We start from the raw sequence: 484 nt of genomic DNA, 5'->3' as shown, positions 1-484 counted from the left end.
CTTTACCAATACCACTACAAGGTATGATTTTAGTTTTTGACATGAAAGTCATCTACCTTTCTTTTTAAAATTTCAAAATACTCTTTGTCATTTATAAGAAGATCCTTATCTTCTTTAAAATCAAATAACTCTATTTTTACCAACCACCCTTTTTCATATGGATTTTCATTTATGTATTCTGGAAATTCTTCTAATTCAGTATTTACAGCTATAACTTTTCCACTAACTGGGGAAACGATTTCAAGTGCTGTTTTAGATGATTCAACTGCTCCAAGTTCTCCAAATTGGTCAATATCTTCTCCTATTTGAGGAGTTTCAAAGAACATTATATCTCCTAGACTCTGTTGAACATAGTCAGTTACACCTATAGTAGCTACATTTCCATCTATATAAGCCCATGCATCATTTTCATTAAAATATAAATTTTTATTCATTGCTAATTTGAAAGTAAACTTATCCTTTTTATATGTTTGATAATCAAAAG

At 28.9% G+C, this 484-nt stretch carries 1 protein-coding gene; it reads right to left on the bottom strand.

What is annotated here, in order from left to right:
- Positions 1-29: 29 nt before the first annotated feature.
- A partial coding sequence (gcvH, locus tag KGF50_RS21840) for a glycine cleavage system protein GcvH (RefSeq protein WP_227849991.1) occupies positions 30-484 on the bottom strand: 455 nt, incomplete at its 5' end.

The sequence above is a fragment of the Clostridioides sp. ZZV15-6598 genome (assembly GCF_020657705.1).
GTDB lineage: Bacteria > Bacillota > Clostridia > Peptostreptococcales > Peptostreptococcaceae > Clostridioides > Clostridioides difficile_F.
Note: the sequence above shows the minus strand (reverse complement) of the source record. Positions and strands in the feature narration are given on the sequence as shown.